Genomic DNA, 15,192 nt, shown 5'->3' with positions numbered 1-15,192 from the left:
TATCCCGAGATCGTTTGAGGCAGAGCCTATCGCATGACGCCGCCTTTGTGAACGCTTTAGGCCGATTGCGGGATCGCACCTCGCTTGGCCATAAAACGTTGCAGCCGATCCAGCCCCTCCTGAATGTCTTCGGTCGATCGCGCATAGGAAAATCGCAGCGTCGTGTGCCCGCGCACCGGGTCGAAATCCAGCCCCGGCGTCACGGCAACCCCGGCTTTGTCGAGAATCTCGGCTGCAAATGCCCGGCTGTCGTCGGTCAAGTCTGAGACATCCGCGTAAACATAAAACGCCCCATCCGGCGGTGCGATACTGTTAAAACCGGCCTTAGGCAACCCGTCCAGTATCAACAGACGATTGCGGCGGTATACATCCAGATTGGCCTGCAATTCGTCGTCACAATCCATAGCTGCCAATGCGGCCACCTGACTGGCGTGAGGCGCGCAGATGAACATGTTCTGGGCAATCCGCTCAACCACCCGTACATGATCTTCGGGCACAACCATCCAGCCAACGCGCCAACCGGTCATCGAGAAATACTTGGAGAATGAGTTGATCACATAGCACTCATCCGTCAGCTCGAGCGCAGTGACGGCTTTGGCCTCGTATTCCAGCCCGTGATAAATCTCGTCACTGATGAACGATGCACCCTGCCCGTGCGCCGCATCGATCAGCGCCTGCATCGCCGCATGATCCAGCATTGTCCCAGTCGGGTTGGCAGGCGAGGCAACCATCAATCCCTGCAAATCAAGCCCCGTGAAATCGGCGGGCACCGGCTGCAGCCGGTTTTCCGGTGCTGTCGGCAAGTCTACCGGCACCAAACCCAATGCTTTCAGGATTTGCCTATATGAGGGATATCCCGGGGCACCAATCCCCACCCGATCACCGCTGTCGAACAGAGCGGTAAAGGCGAGCAAAAACCCGCCCGATGATCCCGGTGTGATGACCACCCGTTCTGGATTGAGATCAACGCCATACCATTCACCATACATCTGCGCGATCCGCTGACGAAGAGCGGGCAAACCCAAAGCCACCGTATACCCAAGCGGCCCTTGTTCCATGGCCTTCGCCAATGCTTCGGTTGCCCCTTTGGGTGCGCCGGTCCCCGGTTGACCTACTTCCATGTGAACGACATGCCGCCCGGCTTCTTCCGCCTTGCGCGCGGCCTCCATCACGTCCATCACGATGAAGGGATCGACCCCGGAACGGGTTGAGTTTCTCATGGCCATCTCCCATGTTGCAGCCATGGCTTTTGAACGCTTATCCCGGCTGGCGTCAATCCCGGCCGTGTTGCTGCTGGCAGTGACATGGTCGATCAGCGCCATGCAGGCCAGCGCGCAAAGCCTTATCCGCGATCCCGACATTGAACACGGGCTGCAAGAGCTCGCCTTTCCGATCCTGCGGGCCGCTGGCCTGAACACCAACCGGGTGCGCGTACTGATCGTCAATGATGGTACGTTCAATGCCTTCGTGATCGATTACAACACGATCTATATCAACTATGGCTTGATCCTAAGCGTCGATACGCCCGAGATGCTGCAAGCGGTGATCGCACACGAGGCCGCGCACATCGCCAACGGCCACCTGGCCAGACGCTCAGAGAACCTGCGCGCGGCGCAACGTAATGCGCAGCTTGGGACGCTTTTAGCGCTTGCAGCCGCGGCCGCAGGTGGCGGAGAAGCTGCAGCAGGAATTGCAGCGGGCACACAAGCCTCGGCGCTGCGCAGCTTTCTGGGCCATACGCGGGCTGAAGAAGCCTCGGCGGATCGAAGTGCTGCCAGCTATTTGCGTTGGGCGGGAGTATCTCCGCGCGGGATGGTCATCCTGCACCGTAAGTTCGCGGGGCAAGAGCTGTTGAACCCCGTCAATCAAGACCCCTACATGCGCTCACACCCTACCAGCCGCGAACGTTTGCGCGCCGCCGAGGCCTTTCTGAACGAATTCGGCGACAAGGCAGAGCAAAACGCAAATGCCGATTACTGGTTCGCGCGGATCAAAGGTAAGTTGTCAGCCTTTCTTCGATCCCCGACCTGGACCATGCGTCGCGCGGGCGAAGAAAAAGATCGTGACATACGCCTGATGCGCGAGGCATCGGCCCATCATCAAAATCGCGATCTCGCCCGTGCCCGCGCCGCAATCGATGGTGCGCTGGAGATTCGCCCTGACGATCCGTTTTTTTATGAATTGAAGGGCCAGATTCTATTGGAGAACCGGCGCGTGCCCGAAGCTGTGGATGCCTACGGTGCAGCCGTTGATATGGCGCCCAACAATGCCCTGATCCTCGCCGGTTACGGACGTGCTTTGCTGGCGGATGGCAAGACGAAGAAAGCCCTGCAAGTGCTTGAAAAGGCGCGCGCACGCGACTATCGCAATGCCCGGCTGATGCAGGATCTGGGTTCTGCCTATTCGCAGGTGGGCAACAACGGAATGGCGTCTGCGGTGACTGCAGAACGCTATGCGCTGCAGGGCCGACTTGATGATGCGGGCATACATGCTAAACGGGCTGTTGCACAGCTCCCCGAAGGCTCTCCGGGTTGGCAAAGGGCACAGGATGTGTTGATTGCCTCGGAGCGCGCAAAGAAGAAGAAAAAGAGGAAACGGAAATGATCCTGAGACATGCTGCACCGGCCCTATTGGGTCTTTCCCTGATCACTGGTCCTGCGCAGGCGCTGGAATTGAACGCGATGAGCGACGCCGAGAAGGCCGAGTTTGGCGCACAAGTGCGCGAGTACCTTCTGGAAAACCCCGAAGTGATCCTCGAGGCGATCAACATCCTTGAGGAACGCAATGCCGTTGCCGAGGCTCAGGCTGACAAGGAGCTTGTCGCGGCCAACGCTGACGAGCTTTTTAATGACGGTTACAGCTGGGTCGGTGGCAATCCGGACGGCGATATTACTCTGGTCGAGTTCATGGACTACCGTTGCGGTTACTGCCGGCGCGCCGTGCCCGAAGTGGCCACCCTGCTGGCCGAGGACGGCAATATCCGTCTTGTGATTAAGGAATTGCCGATCCTGGGCGATGCCTCTGTAGCGTCATCCCGCTTTGCCATCGCAACAAAACAGGTGGCGGGAGACGATGCCTATAAGCAGGTCCATGACGCTCTGCTGGAATTCAGCGGCGAGCCCTCCGAGGTGACCCTGCGCCGGATTTCAGATGGGCTGGGTCTGGACAGCGACGCGATCATCGCGGCAATGAACAGCGATGAGGTCACCGAAGAAATCGCAAAAACCCGCGATCTGGCGCAAAAGCTGCGGATTTCAGGCACACCGTCCTTTGTTCTGGGCACCGAAATGATGCGCGGGTACCTGCCCGCAGACCAAATGCTCCAGATCGCAAATGGTGTTCGGGCAGAACAGGGTTAAGTCATCACTGTGGGTTTCCAGCATGGATCGACGGAACCTCTTACTCACTGGAGGTGCGCTGAGTTTTATGGGCCTGTCTAAGCAAACCCTCGCTCAGCGCACCTCAAACTTCTTTGTACCGGCGGAAGAAGCGCCCCACGAACGCACATTTATGCAATGGCCGGTCAGCCGCAAAGTTTACCGTGACCAGATCTTTCTGGATATGGTGCAACAAACCATCGCGGAAATCGCGAACGCCATTTCCGCCTTTGAACCCGTGACGATGCTTGCGGCGGGAAAGCACCATGCGGATGCGCGTCAAAAACTCTCCTCATCAGTCGAGCTCTGGGATGTTCCAACCGAAGATTTGTGGTGCCGCGACGCAGGTCCAATCTTCGTGATCGACAATCGAGGCGGGATTGCGGTCACTCATATCCAGTTCAACGGCTGGGGTCGGAAACAGGTGCACAAACACGATGCGCGGATCGCTGCCAAGGTTGCCGACCATCTCGGTCTGCCCCTGCTTCCGACCGGCTTGAAAGGCGAGGCCGGCGGTGTAGAACAAGACGGTCATGGGTTGATCATGGCCCATGAAAGCTCGTGGGTGAATGAGAACCGCAATCCAGACCTGTCACGCAATGAAATTGAATCTCGATTACTGGCTGCATATGGGGCCGACCGCATGGTCTGGTCTGATGGGGTCTGGGGCGAGGATATCACCGATTACCACATCGACAGTCTGGCGCGCTTCACCGGCCCTGGGCGCGTTTTGATCAACCTGCCAGACGAGCCGGATATGGATGATCCGTTTCATGTCGCGGCCCTTGATACTCATGACCGTCTCGTCGCAGAAGGATTGCAGGTTGAGGTGATCCCTGAACCCAATAGGCGCCGAGTTAACGATCCCGAATTCGTGGCGTCTTATGCGAATTACTATGTTTGTAATGGCGGCATCGTGATGGCCCAGTTCGGAGACCGCGAAACCGATGAGATTGCACAGAAGGCATTAGCTCGTCACTACGCCGGGCGCGAGATCATTGCATTGAATGTCGACGTATTGGGCGAGCTGGGCGGCGGCATTCACTGCGCTACACAGCAAATGCCTGTTGCATAGGCCTTGTTACTCAGCAGCTTCAGCTGCCGCATCCAGCTCTGCTGCCTTCTTTTCGACCTCTTCAACGATGTGATCAATCATCTGGTCGTTTGACATCTTGTGGCTGGCTTTGCCTGCCAGATAGACCATGCCCGAGCCTGCCCCGCCACCGGTGAAACCGACATCTGTCATCAGCGCCTCACCCGGACCGTTCACGACACAGCCGATGATCGACAGGCTCATGGGTGTCTTGATGTGTTCCAAGCGATGTTCCAACGCCTCAACCGTTTTGATTACGTCAAAACCCTGTCGCGCGCAGGAGGGGCATGAGATGATGTTCACGCCGCGATGGCGCAGGCCCAGAGATTTCAGGATCTCATAGCCGACCTTGACCTCTTCCACCGGATCAGCAGACAGGCTGACGCGGATCGTGTCGCCAATGCCCATCCACAGCAGATTGCCCAGACCGATGGCCGATTTGATGGTGCCGCTGACCAGCCCTCCGGCCTCGGTGATGCCCAGATGGATGGGCGCATCCGTCGCCTCGGCAATGCCCTGATAAGCCGCGGCTGACAGGAATACGTCGCTGGCTTTCACACTGATCTTGAAATTGTGAAAGTCGTTGTCTTCGAGAATACGGATATGCTCCAACCCGCTCTCGACCATCGCTTCGGGGCACGGCTCGCCGTATTTCTCAAGCAGGTGCTTTTCCAGGCTCCCTGCGTTCACCCCGATCCGGATCGAGCAATTGTGGTCTCGCGCGGCTTTGATGACCTCTTTCACCCGTTTTTCATCGCCGATATTGCCCGGATTGATCCGCAGACAGGCCGCACCGGCCTCGGCGGATTCGATTCCGCGACGGTAGTGGAAATGAATATCAGCCACGATAGGAACAGGGCTTTCGCGCACGATCTCTTTCAGCGCTATTGACGAGGCCTCATCCGGGACCGAGACCCGCACGATATCCGCCCCCGCCTCTGCTGCCGCCTGCACCTGTGCCACGGTCGCAGCCACATCGGTGGTCAGCGTGTTGGTCATGGTCTGCACGGCAATCGGTGCGTCACCTCCGACGGGCACATTGCCAACCATGATCTGGCGGGATTTGCGGCGATAGATATTGCGCCAGGGGCGCACGTGATTGAGCGACATGAGGATCGATCCGGATCAGCCTGAATTGACCCTTAGATAGTTCGCCATCCCTTGGGGAGCAATGCCAAGATCACTCGGCTGGCGCTTCTGCCGCCTCGGTCTGCAGCTCGGCCACCAGTTGCTTGAGTGCGCTGTTCTGATCGGCCTCAAGATCGGCAACTGCGAAGGTTTCTGCAACGGCATCTTTTGACAGAACAACACCTTTGGCCACCGTACCCGGCGCGCCCACAGGACCAAAATGTTCGCCATTCATCGAGAAATAGACCGACCCCGCGGCTCCTGCTCGCAGTTGCGGGGGTTCCTCGGTGAGCGGCACCTCGAACGTGCTGCCCTGCTCAACGGTGCCCAGAGTTCCTTCGAAAATCACGCTGCCATCGGCTGCCGTGACACGCATCCAAGCGGGGTTCACGGCCACGATCTTCAGCGTCGTATCCAGCTTTTCAACCACTTGAGGCAAGGCCGGGCGTTCAACCGTATGAACTTCGGTCACCTTGATCTGCGGAGGTTCGGGCGCGCGGAACGTTCCGACATTGCGCGGATCAAGGGTGGAAATCGGCGCATCCCGCGCCACCAGCACCGGCACATCAAGTGCCTGCGGACGATACAGACGATCCAGCGCTTCAGAGCTTGGCACCTCGGCGCTGGCCAGTTCCGTTGCCTCGGGCCGGGCCTGTGCGGCATCCAGCGGGTCAAGGTCTGTAAGCACGACGGGGGCCTGCTCAACCGGGCTGACCTGCACCTGCTGAATGCGGTTCAGAACCGACCAGCCCCCATAACCGATGCCGCCAATGACGGCCAACAGCACCAGCGTCGATCCAATAGCACGCGGTTCAATCTGGCTGACTACGGATTCTCGGCCCGGTATATAAGGCGTATTGGGCGAGACAAACGGATCACGTCCCATCGGCCCGCGTGAGGGCACTCCACCTTGCGCCTTTTTGACCACCGACGCCTCAGCCGACATGCCATGCGCAACCTCGAAACCGCTTTCTTGACAGAAGGTCGCAAAAGTCTCATCGGGGTTCATGCCCAGATAGCGGGCATATGAACGCACATACCCGGCGATGAAGCCGGGTGTGTCAAAGGCATCGGGATCTGCATTTTCGATGGCGGCGATGTAGTTGGCTTTGATTCGCAGTTCACGTTGCACATCCAGAAGCGACTTGCCCATCGTTGCACGTTCGCCGCGCATGACATCGCCAAGCCGTACCTCATAGTCATCAAAACCCTTGGGTCTGACGTCCATGTCTTCTTCGGAATCGCGCTGTGATCTGCGCCCAATCATTCCTGCTGCCCCATCTTTGCCTGTCGCGTGTTACGCGCAAACGTCGAATCGCCCCTATAACGATTCGTCCGCTTCTTTTGTTAGCGTAAGCTTAACACGCAGCAAACTCGTTGCACACTTTAGCGTGAGGTTATCCAGCAAGTTCGGCGCGATTTAGCGCACAATGTGACCAAAGTTCGTCCATCGCCTGCACCAGACGGTTCATTTCGTCGGGTCCATGCACCGGAGATGGCGTAAACCGAAGACGTTCGGTGCCGCGCGGAACGGTCGGGAAATTGATTGGCTGCACATAGATACCATAGTCATCCAGCAGCATATCGCTCAACTTCTTGGTGTGGACTGGGTTGCCAACGATCACCGGCACAATGTGGCTGCCGTGATCAATCAGAGGCATGCCAAGTCCTTTCAGCCTCAGCTTAAGAATGCTGGCCTGGGTCTGGTGCTGCTCGCGCAGTTCAGGCGCGCGCTTGAGATAGGCCACCGAGGCTGCCGCCCCTGCCGCAACCGCAGGTGGCAGCGAGGTAGTGAAGATAAAGCCCGGCGCATAGGACCGGATGGCGTCACACATCTTGGCACTCGCCGCGATGTAGCCGCCCATGACACCGTAGGCTTTGGCAAGCGTTCCGTTGATGATGTCAATGCGATGCGCCAACCGATCACGCTCGGTTACGCCCCCGCCGCGGGGGCCGTACATGCCAACCGCGTGAACCTCATCAATATAGGTCAAAGCACCGAATTCATCGGCCAGATCGCAAATATCTTCAATGGGTCCGAAATCGCCATCCATCGAATAGACCGACTCAAACGCGATCAGCTTGGGGGCTGCAGGGTCATCAGCCTCAAGCAACTCACGCAGATGTGCCACGTCATTGTGGCGGAAGATGCGTTTGGCCCCCCCGTTGCGGCGCACGCCTTCGATCATCGACGCATGGTTCAGTGCATCGGAATATATAATCAGGCCGGGGAACAGTTTTGGCAGAGTGCTGAGTGTCGCGTCATTGGCGATATAGGCACTGGTGAATAGCAGTGCGGCTTCTTTGCCGTGCAAGTCCGCCAATTCAGCTTCCAGCCGTTTGTGATAGACTGTCGTGCCTGAAATGTTGCGCGTTCCGCCCGAGCCTGCGCCTGCGGCCTCCACCGCCTCGTGCATGGCCTCCAGAACAACAGGATTCTGACCCATGCCCAAATAATCATTGCCACACCACACGGTGATGTTCTGCTGCGAACCATCGGGACAAGTCCGTACCGCATGCGGAAAATGACCGTTCCGGCGTTCAATATCGATAAAGGTCCGATAACGTCCTTCGTCATGCAGCCTGGCAATCGCTGTATCGAGCTGAGCAGTATAGTCCAACGGACCCTCCTTGGATGCCCGGTTATTATAGCCCCGGGCGACTTTTTTCGCCACTTCACAAGCCGGGCTGGAAGTATGGCGTCGCGTTCATCTGTCCAACTGGCCTACAGCCGAATAGCTGAACCCAACTTTGATTTGCATCAAATAACGCCAAACGCCTAAACCGACAAGCAAAGTTACGACCACAAGACGCGAGGAAACGCCGCAGGCCTTTCCCCCAGATCCAGCACAGAAACCTGCTGGACGGTACCGCCCATGCTGATAGGCTCTGCCCAATTTCAAGACCTTCCCAGGAGACCCCTATGTCGCTTGACGCTGTACTGAGCCGGATCGATACCGATCTGACCACCTCCATCGACCGCCTGATGGAGTTTCTGCGCATTCCCTCCATCTCGACTGACCCGGCCTTCAAGGACCAAGTCGACCAGGCTGCCGATTGGCTGGTGGCGGATCTGAAAAGTATCGGTATTGCAGCCGAAAAGCGCGAAACTCCGGGACATCCCATGGTCGTTGGCCATGTCGGTGAGGACAGCGGTGGGCCGCATGTTCTGTTCTATGGGCACTATGATGTGCAACCTGTCGATCCGCTGGAGCTGTGGACACGCGATCCTTTCGATCCGGCTTTGGAAGACACTCCACACGGACAGGTGATACGCGGGCGCGGCGCTTCTGACGACAAAGGCCAACTGATGACCTTCGTCGAGGCCTGCCGCGCCTGGAAAGCAGTGCATGGCACCCTGCCCTGCCGCATCACGTTTTTCTTCGAAGGTGAGGAAGAATCTGGGTCGCCCTCGCTCGTGCCATTTCTCAAAGCAAACAAATCCGAGCTTCAGGCGGATCTCGCGCTGGTCTGTGATACTTCGATGGTGTCGCGGGGGGTGCCTTCGATAGCGTCGCAATTGCGCGGCATGCTCAAGGATGAATTCACAATCATCGGTCCCCGCATCGACCTGCATTCGGGCCACTATGGCGGGCCGGGTCTGAACCCGCTGCGGGAACTGTCGCGCATCGTCGCATCCTTCTATGATGAAGAAACCGGCCGCGTCGCAGTCGAAGGTTTTTACGAAGGCGTACACGAAGTCCCGGCCGAGCAGTTGCGCCAATGGGAGAATTGCGGGTTCGATGAAGCGGAATACTTGAATTCGGTTGGCTATACTGAGCCGCACGGTGAAACAGGCTATTCCACGCTGGAACAACAATGGGCGCGACCCACGCTCGAAGTGAATGGCCTTTGGGGAGGTTACAACGGCGCGGGCTCCAAAACCGTTATCCCGTCCGAGGCACATTGCAAGATCACCTGCCGCCTGGTCGGCGACATGGACCCGGACGCGCTCCGCAAAAGGATCCGCAAACATGTCGAAGAGCGCCTGTCTACGGATGCTAAAGTGGTCTGGGACAGTGATCTCGAAGGCTCGCCTGCTTCGGTGATGAACCTTAGCCGCCCAGAATTCGAAGCGGCCCGCGGAGCACTTTCGGACGAGTGGAATCGCGAGGCCGTTTTCACCGGGATGGGCGGATCAATCCCGGTGGTTGGATATTTCAATACAGTGTTGGGGCTGGATTCGATGCTGGTTGGGTATGCCAATGACGATGATGCCATCCACTCGCCGAACGAGAAATACGACGTCAAAAGCTTCCACAAAGGCATCCGCTCGTGGGCCCGTATATTGGAAGCAATAAATAAATGAGGATCCTTTGCGAGGCTCTGCCTCGCGCTCCGAGGTATTTTCGGCCAGATGAAGTACGGATCCCCTGCTTCATCTGGCTATAAATATCTCGGGGGAGTCGCGGCTTGCCGCGGCGGGGGCAGAGCCTCCTGTCCTTACATGTGGATCACGCGTCCATAGGCATCCAGCACGCTTTCATGCATCATTTCAGACAGCGTCGGATGCGGGAAGACGGTGTTCATCAGGTCTTCTTCAGTGGTTTCCAACTGGCGACCGACCACATAGCCCTGAATAAGCTCTGTGACTTCGGCACCGATCATGTGTGCACCTAGCAGTTCCCCAGTCTTGGCATCGAAGACGGTCTTGATCAGTCCCTCGGGCTCACCAAGCGCGATGGCCTTGCCGTTGCCGATGAACGGGAAGCGTCCGACCTTGATGTCAAAGCCCAGCTCTTTGGCCTTGGCTTCGCTATACCCAACCGAAGCGACCTGAGGCTGGCAATAAGTGCAGCCCGCGATGCTTTCAGGCTTGACCGGATGTGCGTGTTTGCCCGCGATCAGCTCAGCTACCATCACGCCTTCGTGGCTGGCTTTGTGTGCCAGCCAGGGCGCCCCGGCGATATCACCTATAGCGTAAAGCCCGTCTACCCCAGTGCGGCAGTATTCATCGGTGACCACGTGCGTGCGGTCGATCTTCACACCCAAGGCTTCAAGCCCGAGGTTTTCCACATTGCCGACGATGCCCACGGCCGAGATCACCGTGTCAAAATCGTGTTTCTCAACCTTGCCTTTCACCTCGATATGCGCAGTCACCTTGCCCTTGGCGCGGTCCAATTGTTTAACCATCGCCTTTTCCATGATGGTCATGCCCTGCTTGGTGAAAGCTTTCTTGGCAAATGCACTGATCTCGGCATCTTCGACAGGCAGCACTCGATCCATCACCTCGACCACGGTCGTGTCCGCGCCCAAAGTGTTATAGAAGCTGGCGAATTCGATCCCGATCGCACCCGAGCCGATGACCAGCAGTTTCTTGGGCATCCGCGGCGGTTGCAGCGCGTGTTTGTACGTCCAGACCAGATCGCCATCCGCTTCAAGGCCCGGCAGTTCGCGCGCCCGGGCACCGGTGGCCAGAACGATATTCTTCGCGGCTAGGTCTTCCGTGCCTTTGTCTGTTTTGACGCTGACCTTGCCCTTGGCGGGGATCGATGCCTCACCCATGACAACGGCGACTTTGTTCTTTTTCAGCAGATGACCTATACCGCCGGACAACTGCGCGGCAACACCGCGCGAGCGCTTCACAACCGCATCCAGATCGTAGCCGACCTTGTCTGCTTTCAAGCCAAAATCTTTGGCACGCTCCATCAGGTGGAACACTTCCGATGATCGCAGTAGTGCCTTTGTCGGGATACAGCCCCAGTTCAGGCAGATACCACCCAGATGTTCGCGCTCGACGACAGCGGTCTTCAGGCCCAGTTGCGCCGCGCGAATAGCGGCTACATAGCCACCGGGGCCAGCCCCGATTACGATCAGATCATAAGATTGTGCAGCCATGTTTCCCTCTCGGCACAGGTCAGTTCAAAAACTAGTTTACCGTTAAACTATTTTTTACAACGCATCAACATCAGAGCCCGCGACATATGTGACGCGGGGTCAAATCAGGTATTTGGAGCTGAATTCAGCCTATACCCACGTTACCGCAAAGGCTAGAACTGACGAATATGCACTACCAGTTTTTGACCTTCCCGATTTTCGAAAGGCGTATCATGGCTAAAACGCTCAAAGATTTACTGCTCGCTCTTTTGAACGCGACATTGATATTGTTGGCTTTATGCCTGTTTTTGGGGTGGAAACTTGCGCAGTCTGTCGATCAGATCCGGGTCGGGTTTGCTGAGAACCTGCAGGTCGTGGCGCCGCTACGAGATCAGGCGCAGGGAATTCGTGGGGAACTGGCCGCGTTGCGCAGCGATCTTGCGACCCTTGGCAGTCAGGGCACGCAGCTCGATGCGGTCACGCGCCAACAGTTGAATGCGGCATTGCGACGTTTGGGTGATCTGGAGGGGAAGCTGGAAGACACTCAGGCCCGATTGGCGGGCCTGGTCGAAAAACCAGAAGACTTGATCGACTATGCCATCACGACATCCGCCGACACTGTCACCGACCGCCTTCTGATCCTAAAAGGCTGTGAGCCCGCGACCTAGGTCGCGGCCTGCAACTCGCGCACAGTCGAACCATATCCGCCATTACTGACATATGCGGCTTCGTGTTCAGTGGTCGCGCGTTCCAGCGCATCGTTTCGATACGGGAAACGACCGAACTTGCGGATCACTTCACGATGAGCGCGCGCATGAAGCAGATTGCTCTCGCCGCCTTCCGGCATCCGTTCGATCATAAGGCGCACACAGCGCTCCTGATCGCACAGATTTTCCGAATGCATCATCGGCAAATAAAAGAACTGCCGCGCCGGTTCGTCGATCTTAAGATCCCAGCCTTTGTCGACCGCGCATTTCGCTGCAGCCAGTGCTGCCCGATCCGATGCAAAGGCCTGTTTGCTTCCCCGGAACATGTTGCGAGGCAACTGATCCATAAGAATAATATAGGCCAGCGAACCGCTAGGATAGGTCAGCCAAAGCGAGAATTTACCCTCACACGCGGCTTCCCATGTTGAAAGAAATTTATCCCGGATCCGCGCATCCAGCGCTTCATCCTGCAGGTACCACCCCTCGGGGCCAACCTCATCTAACCAAAAACTCAATACTTCTTCAGGACCTACCATTGCCCTAGACTCCGTAATTGCCCTCCCCAGGACGTAACGTCATTAAAATCACTTTTACAGATTTGTGACAGTAACATATTGCAACACAAAAGTCACATTTCCGACGTTCAGGCGGGTTCTTGCGTATCCTGCTCGTCTTGGGCGGCCTCAATGGCGACCTCTTGCGCAACTTCCAGGGCAACGGGCGAAGATGTCGGGTAGATCGGGGCAATCGATCCGGTTTCATCCACGGGTTTGTAGACGCGCTGGGTCATACGATAGGCCGCGTAGGCGGCCATGATGAACATCAGCGCCGCGATGAACAGGAAAAAGCCTTGTGGGCCGAGCACGCCAGCCCCCATTAGCCAACCGGTGATAATTGGACCTGCGATTGCGCCCAAGCCGTTAATAAAAACCAGACCGCCCGAAGCCGCCGACATATCGTCATACTCCAAGTAGTCATTGGTATACGCGATCAACAGAGAATAGAGCGGGCTTGTCATGCCGCCGATGATAAAGGCAGCTACGAGAAGCATGGTGAAAGTGACGCCAAGTATCATGCCTATCACGGCGCCTACCCCACCAACAGCGGCCACCAGCATGATCAGCAGACGGCGGTCCATTCTGTCGGACATCCAGCCCAACGGATATTGCAGGACTACGGCGCCGATATAAAACACCGCTACGAAGGTCGAAATCTCGACCAGACTCAATCCAACCTGAGCGCCATAAACGGCGCTCATCCCGAATTGCGCTGAAAATATCCCGCCAAGCAAGAACATGCCGACGCAGCCCAGCGGCGATGTTTCCATCAGCTGGCGCAATGTCATCGGTTTGGTGGTATCGAACGCCGGGGTCGGAGAAATGGACAGCAGGATAGGCGCAAATGAGATCGAAACCAGTATAGAAGCGATGACAAAGGTCTCATATCCTGCCGGGTCACCGACCAGCAACAAGGCCTGGGCACTCACCACACCTGTCATCTGCACCATCATATAAAGCGACAGCGCCTGCCCTCGGTTCTCGTTGTTTGCGGCATTGTTCAGCCAGCTTTCCGCGGTCACATACACGCCCGAAAAACAGAACCCGATAATCACGCGGCCAATCGACCATGCAATTGGATCGGTCAGCATCGGATACATGATCATGACAGCCGAGATGAACGAGGCCAGCGCCGCAAACACGCGCACGTGCCCCACGCGGCGGATCATTTCAGGTGCCAGACGCGAGCCGCCAAGGAACCCAAGGAAATAGGCCGACATCACAAAGGACATCTCTAGGGTCGAGAATCCCTCGATTTCTCCACGCACCCCCAGCAACGTGCCTTGCAGGCCATTGCCGACCATCAGCAACCCCATTCCCAGAAGAAGCGCCCAAGCGCTGGAAAGAACCTGAAGCATTCTGCCTATCCAAAATTGCTGGTGTGTTTTGTCCGCTTTGCCGTCAATGACGAAGCACGTCGCGTTTGTCTACGACATTGTAAGGGCGCAGATGGCCAAGATACGACTATGGTATCAGCAGAGACGCGTCGCCGTATGAGAAAAAGCGATATTCTTCTGCGATAGCGTGGTCATAGACCGACTTGACCCGATCCTGCCCAATCAACGCCGAAACCAGCATCAGCAATGTGGATTTCGGCAGGTGGAAGTTGGTCATCAGCGCATCAGTGACGTGAAATTCAAAACCTGGGTATATGAAGATATCGGTCTCGCCCTCCCACGGCGCGATCCGGCCGCGTCGTGCTGCGCTTTCGATCAGTCGAAGGGCAGTTGTGCCCACCGGGATAACGCGCCCGCCCGCTTCTTTGGTCGCCGCAATCTCGGCAGCGGCCTGCGCGCTGACCCGTCCCCATTCGGCGTGCATCTTGTGGGTGGTCACGTCTTCCACTTTGACCGGCAGAAATGTGCCTGCCCCCACATGCAGTGTGACATGCGTGAACTCGACACCGCGCTCCGATAGCGCCTGCAAAAGCGCATCATCAAAATGCAAGGACGCGGTTGGGGCCGCTACGGCTCCGGAGTTTCGCGCCCACACAGTTTGGTAGTCGGTCTTGTCTTGTTCATCCGCCGCACGTTTCGCTGCGATGTAGGGAGGCAACGGCATCGCGCCGGCCTGCTCCAACGCTTGATCGAAATCCTCTCCGGTCAGGTTAAAGCGCAGATAGGCTTGGCCATCGGCAACTCGGTCCAGGGTTGCGCTCAGATCGTCTGAGAATACGATCTCTTCGCCCGGTTTGATCTTCTTAAGCGGCTTGATCAGCGCGGCCCAACAACCATCAGATTGCGGGTCCAGCAATGTCGCCTCAATCGCGGCAGATACCGGCCCTTGCGCGCTGTCACGGTGGCGGCGACCGCTGAGGCGAGCGGGAATGACGCGGGTGTCGTTCAGCACCAGACGGTCCCCGGGCTGCAATATGTCCGGCAGATCGAACACGTGCCGGTCCTGAACAGCATCACCCTGCGCAAGCAGCAGTCGCGCGGACGAGCGCGGGCTGGCGGGACGCGTGGCAATCAGGTGTTCGGGCAGGTGGAAGTCAAAGTCGCTGAGTTTCATGG

The 15,192-nt window shown here is 57.4% G+C and carries 13 protein-coding genes; 5 read left to right on the top strand and 8 right to left on the bottom strand.

The genetic code is table 11. The annotated features are described in order from the left end of the window. Positions 1-56 precede the first annotated feature (56 nt). Positions 57-1,220: a pyridoxal phosphate-dependent aminotransferase gene (locus ACR0NM_RS03670; RefSeq protein ID WP_480613273.1), complete on the bottom strand. Its 1,164-nt coding sequence runs from the start codon at positions 1,218-1,220 to the stop codon at positions 57-59. Here ACR0NM_RS03670 and ACR0NM_RS03665 point away from each other — a divergent pair. From ACR0NM_RS03665 to ACR0NM_RS03655, 3 genes are read left to right on the top strand one after another with little or no spacing between them, the layout of a single operon-like run. Beyond that, on the top strand, positions 1,219-2,604 hold the full coding sequence (locus ACR0NM_RS03665) for a M48 family metalloprotease (protein WP_480613271.1): 1,386 nt from the start codon (positions 1,219-1,221) through the stop codon (positions 2,602-2,604). The genes ACR0NM_RS03670 and ACR0NM_RS03665 overlap by 2 nt on opposite strands. After that, entirely contained in the window at positions 2,601-3,359 is a 759-nt protein-coding gene (locus ACR0NM_RS03660) for a DsbA family protein (protein ID WP_170396556.1), read from the top strand. The genes ACR0NM_RS03665 and ACR0NM_RS03660 overlap by 4 nt, the downstream gene beginning before the upstream one ends. Before the next feature lie 22 nt (positions 3,360-3,381). After that, positions 3,382-4,452, top strand: a complete 1,071-nt coding sequence (locus tag ACR0NM_RS03655; RefSeq protein ID WP_480613269.1) for an agmatine deiminase family protein — start codon at positions 3,382-3,384, stop codon at positions 4,450-4,452. Positions 4,453-4,458: 6 nt separating this feature from the next. Here ACR0NM_RS03655 and ispG read toward each other — a convergent pair whose 3' ends face one another. The 3 genes from ispG to hemA form a co-directional block, all read right to left on the bottom strand. Continuing rightward, on the bottom strand, positions 4,459-5,580 hold the full coding sequence (gene ispG / locus ACR0NM_RS03650) for a flavodoxin-dependent (E)-4-hydroxy-3-methylbut-2-enyl-diphosphate synthase (RefSeq protein ID WP_480613267.1): 1,122 nt from the start codon (positions 5,578-5,580) through the stop codon (positions 4,459-4,461). A gap of 70 nt (positions 5,581-5,650) precedes the next feature. Continuing rightward, a complete protein-coding gene (locus ACR0NM_RS03645) occupies positions 5,651-6,865 on the bottom strand; it encodes a helix-turn-helix domain-containing protein (RefSeq protein WP_480613265.1) in 1,215 nt (404 codons plus the stop codon). A gap of 130 nt (positions 6,866-6,995) precedes the next feature. After that, complete coding sequence (gene hemA, locus ACR0NM_RS03640) at positions 6,996-8,219, bottom strand: 5-aminolevulinate synthase (protein ID WP_170598075.1); 1,224 nt, start codon at positions 8,217-8,219, stop codon at positions 6,996-6,998. A 302-nt stretch (positions 8,220-8,521) separates the two neighbouring features. On the opposite strand from hemA, the gene ACR0NM_RS03635 reads away from it, so the two are divergent. Further along, entirely contained in the window at positions 8,522-9,907 is a 1,386-nt protein-coding gene (locus ACR0NM_RS03635; protein WP_170512055.1) for a dipeptidase, read from the top strand. 134 nt (positions 9,908-10,041) lie between these two features. Here the strand turns inward: ACR0NM_RS03635 and lpdA are convergent, their stop codons facing one another. Next, positions 10,042-11,436, bottom strand: a complete 1,395-nt coding sequence (gene lpdA / locus ACR0NM_RS03630; protein ID WP_480613263.1) for a dihydrolipoyl dehydrogenase — start codon at positions 11,434-11,436, stop codon at positions 10,042-10,044. A gap of 212 nt (positions 11,437-11,648) precedes the next feature. Between lpdA and ACR0NM_RS03625 the strand changes: the two genes are divergently transcribed. After that, positions 11,649-12,083, top strand: coding sequence for a hypothetical protein (locus ACR0NM_RS03625; RefSeq protein WP_170565982.1), 435 nt, complete (start codon positions 11,649-11,651; stop codon positions 12,081-12,083). Here the strand turns inward: ACR0NM_RS03625 and ACR0NM_RS03620 are convergent. The 3 genes from ACR0NM_RS03620 to queA all read right to left on the bottom strand — a co-directional run bounded on the left by ACR0NM_RS03620 (position 12,080) and on the right by queA (position 15,190). After that, entirely contained in the window at positions 12,080-12,658 is a 579-nt protein-coding gene (locus tag ACR0NM_RS03620) for a DUF924 family protein (RefSeq protein ID WP_170396541.1), read from the bottom strand. The two genes, ACR0NM_RS03625 and ACR0NM_RS03620, sit on opposite strands and share 4 nt — an antisense overlap. Positions 12,659-12,765: 107 nt before the next feature. Beyond that, the gene (locus ACR0NM_RS03615) at positions 12,766-14,037 is read right to left on the bottom strand and encodes an MFS transporter (RefSeq protein WP_170422201.1); all 1,272 of its coding nucleotides are present in this window, start codon (positions 14,035-14,037) and stop codon (positions 12,766-12,768) included. 106 nt (positions 14,038-14,143) lie between these two features. Beyond that, positions 14,144-15,190, bottom strand: coding sequence for a tRNA preQ1(34) S-adenosylmethionine ribosyltransferase-isomerase QueA (gene queA / locus ACR0NM_RS03610; RefSeq protein ID WP_480613913.1), 1,047 nt, complete (start codon positions 15,188-15,190; stop codon positions 14,144-14,146). Positions 15,191-15,192 lie beyond the last annotated feature (2 nt).

It is taken from the genome of Ruegeria sp. AF2, assembly GCF_056542025.1.
This window is presented reverse-complemented; position numbering and strand designations above follow the sequence as displayed.

Coding starts and splice junctions, on each gene's coding strand:
- ACR0NM_RS03665 (WP_480613271.1), top strand. CDS start 1,219: ATGGCCATCTCCCATGTTGCAGCCATGGCTTTTGAACGCTTATCCCGG.
- ACR0NM_RS03670 (WP_480613273.1), bottom strand. CDS start 1,220: ATGAGAAACTCAACCCGTTCCGGGGTCGATCCCTTCATCGTGATGGAC.
- ACR0NM_RS03660 (WP_170396556.1), top strand. CDS start 2,601: ATGATCCTGAGACATGCTGCACCGGCCCTATTGGGTCTTTCCCTGATC.
- ACR0NM_RS03655 (WP_480613269.1), top strand. CDS start 3,382: ATGGATCGACGGAACCTCTTACTCACTGGAGGTGCGCTGAGTTTTATG.
- ispG (WP_480613267.1), bottom strand. CDS start 5,580: ATGTCGCTCAATCACGTGCGCCCCTGGCGCAATATCTATCGCCGCAAA.
- ACR0NM_RS03645 (WP_480613265.1), bottom strand. CDS start 6,865: ATGATTGGGCGCAGATCACAGCGCGATTCCGAAGAAGACATGGACGTC.
- ACR0NM_RS03635 (WP_170512055.1), top strand. CDS start 8,522: ATGTCGCTTGACGCTGTACTGAGCCGGATCGATACCGATCTGACCACC.
- lpdA (WP_480613263.1), bottom strand. CDS start 11,436: ATGGCTGCACAATCTTATGATCTGATCGTAATCGGGGCTGGCCCCGGT.
- ACR0NM_RS03625 (WP_170565982.1), top strand. CDS start 11,649: ATGGCTAAAACGCTCAAAGATTTACTGCTCGCTCTTTTGAACGCGACA.
- ACR0NM_RS03620 (WP_170396541.1), bottom strand. CDS start 12,658: ATGGTAGGTCCTGAAGAAGTATTGAGTTTTTGGTTAGATGAGGTTGGC.
- ACR0NM_RS03615 (WP_170422201.1), bottom strand. CDS start 14,037: ATGCTTCAGGTTCTTTCCAGCGCTTGGGCGCTTCTTCTGGGAATGGGG.
- queA (WP_480613913.1), bottom strand. CDS start 15,190: ATGAAACTCAGCGACTTTGACTTCCACCTGCCCGAACACCTGATTGCC.